Source organism: Streptomyces katrae, from assembly GCF_000966975.1.
GTDB lineage: Bacteria > Actinomycetota > Actinomycetes > Streptomycetales > Streptomycetaceae > Streptomyces > Streptomyces katrae.
The window spans coordinates 1-8,976 of the sequence record NZ_JZWV01000892.1; the positions used below are offsets into that span (position 1 = coordinate 1).

Below are 8,976 nucleotides of genomic sequence, written 5' to 3' on the forward strand. Positions count from 1 at the left end.
ACTCCGGACTCAGGGCACCGGGGGGCCGCAGACCGCCAGCGCGCGGGCGTCGGGGGCGTCGGCGGGCACGGGGGTCGCGACGCCGCCCGCCTGCAGCCCCTCCCGGGACACGTGGTCCCAGACCAGCGGCCGGGTCGCCTCTCCCATGGCGACGGCCAGGGTGGCCTCGGCCAGGCCGTACATCGGGGTCATCGCCTGCGGCCTGAGCCCGTGGACGGCGCCCGCCTCCGCGAACTGTTCGAGGGTGGCCGCCCGGATCGGCTCCGCACCGTCCCCGCACACCTCCAGATGGGACAGGTCCAGGTCCCGCGGGCGCAGCCGCATGCCCTGGGCGGCGAGCCCGTAGGCGAAGTTCGGGGCGACCGTGCTGGTCGCCTTGAACCGGGACAGCGCGTCCACCCAGGAGTCGGGGCGGGCGAGGAAGTCCTCCGGCGGCTGCAGCACCAGCTTGATCCGGTAGGCCATGCCGGAGAGCACGGAGATCAGGCCCATGTCGTGGTAGAGCGGCAGCCAGCTGACGTGCACGCTCCGGTCCCGCACCAGTTCCAGCCGCTCGCAGCAGACCGCCGCGTTGGTGAGCATCTGCCGGTGGGTGAGCGCGACCGCCCGGGGCAGGCCGGTGGTGCCGGAGGTGAACTGTAGGTACGCGAGGTCCTCGGGCCGGGTCTCGATCGGCCCGCTGATCTCCTCCCGTTCCGAGGCCAGTTCTCCGCAGGTCAGCACCGGCCGGTCGCCGGTGATCCGCCCGGTCACGAAGTCGCCGAAGGCGTCGGCGACCACCACGCAGCGCGCGTCCACGTGGTCGAGCCGCCGGTTGATCTCGGAGACGAACTCCTCCAGGTCCGACAGCCGGTGCGGCAGGGGCAGGATGACCGGCACGGCGCCCGCCCGCCACACGCCGAACAGGGCGAGCAGGAAGCCGGGCGAGGTCGAGGAGACGATCGCGACGCGGTCCCCCTTGCCGACGCCCGCCCGGACCAGTCCGCCGGCCACCCGCCGCGCGCCGGCGGCCAGCAGCGCGTACGGCAGCGGGCTCTGGTCGAGCCGCCGGTTCACCACGGTGATGCCGCGCGAGGTGGTGGCGGCGAGTTCCAGCACCTCGGGCACGGTCACCGCACCGAACAGGTCCTCGGGACGCGGGTGCTCCATGATCTTCTCTTCCCCGTTCATCCGGCGCTCCGCGCCAGGGTGTGCAGTTCTTCGATGAAGCGGTCGGCCAGGGCCCGGACCGTCTCCTCCCTGTGCAGGTGGGAGCTGTACGTCCACACCAGCCGCAGGGTGCCGTCCGACACCATCGCCATCAGGTCGAGCGTCCTCGTCCGGTGGCCGAGGCCGCTGCGGTGGTGGCCGAAGGACTCCACGACGGGGCGGGCGTCACCGGTGAAGTACTCGCTGACGTCGCCCCAGTAGTTGAAGCCGATCTCGGGCACGGGCACCTCTGCCATGCGCGCCCGTACCGCGGGGTCGGGATGCAGGTAGCGCAACAGGCCGTACCCGACGCCCTGGTGGGGCATCTCCCGGATCTGCTCGCGCACGGAGTCGAGGTCGCCCGGGCGCAGCACCAGCGGCGACAGCGTGGAGAACCGGGCGACCGTACGGGAGATGTCCAGCGAGCCGAAGGCCCATTGGCGACCGTGTCCCTCCACCTCGACGACCAGTTCCGGCTGCCCGGTCCAGTCGGTCACGGCGCCGGCGAGGGCGGTCAGCAGCACCTCGCGGATTTCGGCGCCCCGGGTGCGCGGGAGTCCGGTGACCACGGCGTCGAAGGTCTCCCCGGTCACCTCCGTGAAGTGGCGGACGGCGGAGGCCTGCGAGTTGGGGCCGAGGCGGTGGTCGACGGGCAGCGGCCGCGGCGAGAGATCGGCCAGCCTGCTCCAGTACGGGAGCTCGGCCGTGACCTCCTCGCTCGCCGCGTGGGCGTGGAGCCGGGCCGCGGCCTGCGGCAGCGAGGCCGTCTTGGGCGGCAGGACCGGCTCGTCTCCCCGCTCCAGGGCGAAGTAGGCGGTGCGCAGGTCCTCGTAGAACACCCGGGAGGAGTAGTAGTCCATGACCAGCCAGTGGGCGCTGACGAGGAGCCTGGGCCGGCGCAGCGGGCCGAGGTCGAACTGGGTGAGCTGGACGGTCATGCCGTCGGCCAGGTCGAGCTCGCCGTTGCGCAGTGCGACGTGCCGGGCGATCTCCGCCTCGACGTCGGCGTCGGCGGTCGCGCCGAGGTCGACCTCCATGACCCTGGAGGCGGCCGGCGGCCGCACGCCGGGCAGTTCGGCGTACGGTCCCTGCTCGTCGGTGCGGAACCGGGCCCGCAGCCCGTCGTGGTGGTCGAGCACGGTGGCGAGGGCCTCGTGCAGCAGACCGGGTTCGAGCCTGCGGTCCAGCTCGAAGACCGGCCACATGCCGTTCCAGTGGTCGGCCGCGGCGAACTCCTGCTCGAAGAACCAGAGCTGGCTCGGCGAGAGGCCGGCGCGCCCGGTGATCTCGCCCTGGTCCGCGGCGGCCGTCGGCCGGTCGGTGGCGAGCCCGGCCTGCTCGGCCACGGTCGGATGGGTGAAGAAGTCCGCGAGCGTGAGGTGGAGCCCCTGCTCGGCCGCCTTGGCCACGGCGCGTACGCCGAGCAGCGAATCGCCGCCGAGCGCGTAGAAGTTGTCGTGGCGGCCGATGGTCTCCACCGGGAGCACGGAGGCCCAGGCGCGGGCCAGGATCTCCTCGGCCGGGGTCGCCGGCGGCTCGGCCCCCGGTGCGACGGCCTCCGGCACGGGCAGGGCGCGCCGGTCGAGCTTCCCGTTGGCGCCCATGGGGAGCCGGTCCAGGGTCATGACGACGGCGGGGACCATGTACGCGGGGAGCTTGGCGGCGAGGTGAGTGCGCAGCTCGTCGTCGGCGAAGGCGGCCCCGCTCTCGGGCACGGCGTAGCCGATCAGGCGCTTGGCGTCCTGGGCCACGACGACCGCGGCCCTGACGCCGGGGTGGCCGCCGAGCACGGCCTCGATCTCGCCGAGCTCGATCCGGTGGCCGCCTATCTTGACCTGGAAGTCGTCCCTGCCGAGGAGTTCGAGGGTGCCGTCGGGCAGGTAGCGGCCGAGGTCGCCGGTCCGGTAGAGGCGCTCGCCAGTGACCGGGTGGACGAGGAACTGCGCCGCGGTGCGCTCGGGGTCGCCCCAGTAGCCCCGGGCCACTCCCGCGCCGCCGATGTGGAGCTCGCCCGTGACGTGGTCCGGCTTGTCGGTCAGTTCGGCGTCCAGCACGTGGAAGGTCTGATTGCGCAGGGGGGTGCCGTACGGAACGCTGCGCCACTCGGGGTCGACGCGGTCGATGGGGTGCCAGATCGACCAGATCGCGGCCTCGGTGGCGCCGCCGAGACTGATCAGCTCGGGCCCGCCGGAGGCGACGGCCCGGACCCGGCCGGGCAGGGACAGCGGGATCCAGTCACCGCTGAGCAGGGCCGTGCGCAGCGAGCGCGGGAAGCCGCCGCCCTGCTGCTCGCAGTGCTCCACCAGCAGTTCGAGCAGCGGCGGGACGGTGTTCCACAGGGTCACCCGGTGCTCGTCCGCCAGGACGGCCCAGCGACCGGGGTCGCGCGCCTCGCCGGGCGCCGGCAGCACCAGCGCGCCGCCGGCCCCGAGCACGCCGAACACGTCGTACACGGACAGGTCGAAGCTGAGGGAGGACAGTCCGAGGACCCGGTCCCCGGGACCGACGGCACAGCGGGTGTTGATGTCGTCCACCGTGTTCAGCGCGGAACGGTGGCTGATCATCACGCCCTTGGGGCGGCCGGTCGATCCCGAGGTGAAGATGACGTACGCGAGGTCGTCGGGGCCGGTGACCGGCGCCTCGACCGGTCCGTCCGGCACGTCCGCCCACGGCTGCGGTTCCACGGCCAGGCCGGTGACGCCCGCCGGCACGTACGCGCCGGGCTGGGTGAGGGCCACCGTCACCCCGCCCGCCTCGATCAGCTGGTCGATGCGCTCGGGCGGCAGGCCCGCGTCCACCGGCAGGTAGGCCGCGCCGGCGCGGAGCACTCCCAGTACGGCCGGGACCTGCTCCCATCCCTTGTGCATGAGGACGGCGACCAGCGTGTTCGGCGCCGTGCCGAGCTCGCGCAGCCGGCGGGCGTCGGCGCGGCGGTCGAGTTCGCCGTAGGTGAGCGTCGCGCCGGCGGTGATCACGGCCGGTGCGTCGGGGTGCGCGGCGGCCTGCCGGCCGACGGCCTCGTGCAGGAGCCCGCCGGGCAGCGGGCCGGCGGTGTCGTTCACGGCCGCGCGCACGGCGAGCTGCCCGGCCGGCAGGGTGACCGGAGCGGGCTCCTCCTGTTCCGCGATGCGCTCGACCAGGCCGAGGTAGGCGGCGAACATGTCGTCGAGCACGCCCTCGGGGAACATCTCCTCCACGGCGTCCCAGCTGATCAGCAGATCGCTGCCGCGGGCCACGACCTGGTTGTCGAGGTAGACCTGCGGGGTCTGGGAGATGGCGTACACGGTCTCGAAGACCATGCCTTCGAGGGAGCCGAGGCTGTCCTGCTCGCGCAGCAGGCTGGTGAAGACGACGGGCATCCGCGCCTGCGTGCCGTCGCCCCGGCGGCCCAGCTCGCGCTGCACCTCGACGCCGCTGAACCGGGCGTGGGCCAGGTCCTGCCGCAGCTGCGCCTGGATCCGGCCCGCGGCCGTGGCGAGGTTCGGGGCGCCCGCGAGGTCGCACTCCAGCAGGATCGTGCTGGTGAAGTCGCCGATCACCCGGTCGATGTCGGCGTGCCAGCGCGGCCGGTCGGCGAGCGTCAGGTTGAGGGTGAAGCGGGACCTGCGGCTCCAGGTACGCAGCACCTGCGCGTAGGCGGCGCACAGCAGGACGGAGGGGGTGACGCCCAGGGTGTTCGCGCGGTCCCTGATCTGGCGCCAGATCCGGCCGGACAGCCGGCGCTCGCGGCGTACGAAGGCCGGGGCCCGGGAGTCGGCGAGGGTGCGGACCGGCAGTTCGGGGGCCGGCGGGAGCGAGTCGAGGCGGTCGAGCCAGTACGCGCGGGCCGTCTGGTGGCCGGGCTGCGCACGGTGTGCGGCGACGCCGTCGAGGTAGTCGCGGAAGGTCGGCGCGGGGGCCGGGCCGAGGGAGTCGGGGTCGAGGACGAGGCGGATCCACTCGGCCAGCAGGACCTGGATGCTGCCGGCGTCGGCGAAGAGCAGGTCGATGCTGATGTGGAGGCGGAGCCTGCCCGCGTCCAGCTGGTGGGTGCGCACCTCGTACAGCGGCCAGGTGTGCGGGTCGAAGACCTGGGCGGCCATCTCCTCGCGGGTCTCTTCGAGACGACATCGGCCTTCGGCTTCGGAGAGCCCGCTCAGGTCGCCGTGGCGGAAGCGGTAGTACGGGACCTCGGGAGCCACCTGCTGGCGGCCGTCGGCGAGCAGGACCGCCCGCAGCATGCCGTGGCGGCCGATCAGGGTGTTGAAGGCCTCCTCGACGCGTTCGCGGTCCGCCGCGAACAGGTCGACCTCCACGTAGAAGTGGGCGGAGCGCCCGCCGAGGTCGAATCCCCGGCTGCCCAGCCAGTACGCCTGCTGGACGTCGGTGAGGCCGAAGGGCTCGTGCGCGCGCTCAGGTGCCGGAACCAGCTGCGGGACGGACCCGCCGTCCGTACCATGGTTGAGCAGCGCCCCGGCGAGGGTTTCGAGCGTGCAGTGGCCGAGGAACATCTCCAGCGGGAGGTCGACCGTACACGCGGTGTCGATCGCGGACTTGAGCCGTACGGCGTCGAGCGAGTCGAGGAACAAGGGCTCCTGCGGGTCGATCCAGCGGTCGTAGTCGCTGTTGAGCTCGGCCAGCAGGTCTCGGATGGTGTTCAGGCCTCCGTCCTGGTCGGGAATGGGCACAGCGGATATCTCGGACATCAGTCCCCCGTATCAACCAGCGGGTCATGCTGGTTCGGCGTGTTATTGCGATGTGGCCTGCGCGTCGGCGACCTTGCGCAGGTAGGAATAGATGCCGCCGTTCCTGGCGATCCAGGCGGTCAGCCGCGGCGAGAGGGCGCTGACCACGTCCGCGACCTTCTCCATCACGGGAGCCACGGTGATCTCCACCTTGTCCTCCCTGACGCACTTCAGTACCGCGCGCGCGACTTCGTCGGGCCCGACCCGGCCGAGCAGCGGCGGCCGCCGTCCCGCCTGCCAGCCGGCGGAGATGCCCACGTCCGCGATCAGCGTCGGGTACACCGCCGACACCCCCACCCCGGTCCCCCGCAGTTCCTCGCGCAGGGACCAGGTGAAGCCGACGAGACCGTGCTTGGCCGAGGAGTTGATGGTGGCGTAGGGATAGGCCGTGCGCCCGCCCACCGAACCGATGTTGACCACGTGCCCGCGCCCGGCTTCGAGCATGTGCGGCAGCACCAGTCTGGTCATCGCCTCGGCGCCGAAGAGATTCACCAGGAGAACCCTTCTGATGCTCTCCACCGAGGCGTCCTGGAACCGGGTGATGTGCTCTATCCCCGCATTGTTGACCAGCAGTCCGGGCGGGCCCAGTTCACGGCAGACCGTTTCGACGATCCGCTGCTGGGCCTCTTCGTCGGAAACGTCGGCGGGCACCACGAGCGGCTTGGGTCCGTACCGTCCGGCCCTTTCCGCGGTGGCCCGCAGGCCTTCCTCCGAGCGGGCGACGAGTGCCAGTCGGACACCGGCCTTCGCCAAATGCTCGGCGATGTGTGCACCGACGCCCCGCGAGGCCCCCGTGAGGATTCCCACAACATTGTTCAATTCGCGCACGAACGTCGTCCTTTGCCGGGAGGAACAGGTTTACCGGGAAGGCTGCAGAGCCGCCCGCCGGCCGAAGAGCAGCTGGATCACGACCGCCACGCAGCACAGCAGCGCTCCGGTGAGCGTCACCGCGCCGATGCCGACGTGGTCGAGGACCGCGCCGCCGAGGACACCGGACAGTCCGATGCCCAGGTACAGGGCCGACGCGTTGAGCGCGAGCAGCAGGCTGCCGGCGCCCGGCGAGAGTTCGAGCAGCCGGCGCTGGACCGGCGGGTTGAACCCCCAGCTCGACACGCCCCACACCAACAGCAGTGCGGCGGCGATCGCCGTGCTGTGCACCACGGACAGGGCCGAGAGCGCGACCACACTGCCGGACACGGCCACCAGGAGCGGCATCCGGTAGCCGTACCGGTCGGCCGCGACACCGCCGAGGACATTGCCGATCGCACCGCCGATGCCGTAGCCGAACAGCAGCAGACTCAGCCCGGTGCCGTGCGCGCCGACGGTCTCGGCCAGTACCGGGGCCGCGTACGTGTACACGGTGAACACCCCGAGGCTGGCGGCCAGGGTGATCCCGAGGACGGTGACCACCCTGGTGTCCGAGGCGGCTTCGAAGCGTCGGCGCAGCGTGACCCTCGGGGGCGCCGCGACCTCGGGCACGGCCACCGCCACGGCCACGGCGGAGGCCGTGCAGAACGCGGCGACCAGCCAGAAGACCCCGCGGTACCCGAGCGGCCCGACGAGCAGCGTCCCCGCGGGCACGCCGACGATGGTGGCCGTCACCAGTCCGCCGAACACCCAGGCCGCCGCGCGCGCCCGGCGCTCGGGCCCGCTCAGCTCGGCGGCGACGGCGGTCGCCGCCGGGGTGAACACCGCGGCGCCCACGGCCGTGAGGATCCTGGCGGCCATCAGGACGCCGAAGTCCGGTGCCACCGCGGCGAGCGCGTTGCCGGCCGCGGCCACCAGCAGGGCGGCGACGATCAGGGGACGGCGGCGCCAGCCGCCCAGGGCCACGGCCAGCAGCGGGGAGCCGATCGCGTAGGCCACGGCGAAGGACGTGGTCAGCAGTCCCGCCGTGGACAGCGAGACCGAAAGTTCCGCGCTCAGCTGCGGCAGCACACCGGTGACGACGTAGCCGCTCGTTCCCACGGCGAACGCCCCGAGCGCCAATGTGAAGATCTTGCCCAACACGAAATGAACCCCCTGCCCTCGGCCGGTCAGTGCCGAAAGCGATCATGGCACGGGTCCCGAAGACCACGCGAACTGGAGTCCGAACCACACTCCCACAACAGAACTTGCAGGCCAACAGGGGTTTTGCGCCAAGATCACCGCTCCGGGCGCGGACATGCGGGACCCGCCCGCCGCGGGAACCTCCTCGCTGCGGGCGGATCACACGGTCGGCCGTGGGGCCGGCTCACTCCCCGTCGGTGGCCGGCGGATTCGCAGACGTGACGCCCAGCTGCCGCGCCTTCTCGATGTCGGCGGCGGAGGGCTTGACGCGGGTGAACTCGTCGTGGCCGAGGAAGGTCGACTTCCACTGGTCGGCGGGGGTCGTGCCGTAGCTCAGCAGCCACTGGGTGACGATGCGCTCCTGGCCGCCGGGGACGTACTGGCCGCTCCAGGTGGCGACGGAGTGGGCGTTGCGGTAGGCGTTGCGGTAGGCGACGGTCCAGCCGACGGCCGTCCCCGTGCCGTCGGCGGGCGCGCTGTCGTAGCGGCCCGTCATGACGTAGCGCTTCTCGGCGTTGCCGACCGCGGACTCGTAGGTGCCGACGAACCCCCCGTTCGCGGCCCGGGTCACGACCATGGTCGAGCCGAGTTGGTTGTACCAGGTGCCCAGGATGCCGGGGTGCGAGTCCGCCCCCGAACCGGTGTCCGCGGCTTCCGCGGACACCGTTCCCCGGTTGTCCGCCGAAGCGCTCGCGGATGCGGTGACGAAGGTCAGGGACATGGCGCACAGTGCGACTAAGACTTGGCGTACACGTGTCACGAGGTGATTCCCCCTGTGAGGGCCGAAGGGCCAGCCGTTCGCCCGGTGATGGTGGAAGGTCACGGGCGTTTTCGGGATCGAGCGTAGTGTCGTGACCAGCGGTAAGCCAGGCGCATTTCCCGCGAATTGTCGGACCTCGTACGGAGACGCGGCGCGATGTGTTCGCCCGCCGGCGCTCGCGGGGTTGCGAAAGTCCCGCACGGCGCCCCTAGGGGGTGTTGCGAAAGTCCTGTGCGGTGCCCGCGGTGTCCGGTG

The 8,976-nt window shown here is 72.3% G+C and carries 5 protein-coding genes; all 5 read right to left on the reverse strand.

Going from position 1 to position 8,976, the window contains the following annotated elements; translation table 11 throughout:
* Positions 1-9: 9 nt before the first annotated feature.
* Positions 10-1,170: an AMP-binding protein gene (locus VR44_RS28955; protein WP_052713878.1), complete on the reverse strand. Its 1,161-nt coding sequence runs from the start codon at positions 1,168-1,170 to the stop codon at positions 10-12.
* Positions 1,167-5,873 carry a non-ribosomal peptide synthetase gene (locus tag VR44_RS28960; RefSeq protein ID WP_094191978.1) on the reverse strand — a complete coding sequence of 1,569 codons (4,707 nt, stop codon included), beginning with the start codon at positions 5,871-5,873 and terminating at the stop codon, positions 1,167-1,169. The genes VR44_RS28955 and VR44_RS28960 overlap by 4 nt, the downstream gene beginning before the upstream one ends.
* A gap of 42 nt (positions 5,874-5,915) precedes the next feature.
* On the reverse strand, positions 5,916-6,740 hold the full coding sequence (locus VR44_RS28965; protein WP_094191979.1) for an SDR family NAD(P)-dependent oxidoreductase: 825 nt from the start codon (positions 6,738-6,740) through the stop codon (positions 5,916-5,918).
* 30 nt (positions 6,741-6,770) lie between these two features.
* The gene (locus VR44_RS28970; protein WP_245692402.1) at positions 6,771-7,919 is read right to left on the reverse strand and encodes an MFS transporter; all 1,149 of its coding nucleotides are present in this window, start codon (positions 7,917-7,919) and stop codon (positions 6,771-6,773) included.
* 226 nt (positions 7,920-8,145) lie between these two features.
* On the reverse strand, positions 8,146-8,922 hold the full coding sequence (locus tag VR44_RS28975; protein WP_425424538.1) for a streptavidin: 777 nt from the start codon (positions 8,920-8,922) through the stop codon (positions 8,146-8,148).
* Positions 8,923-8,976 lie beyond the last annotated feature (54 nt).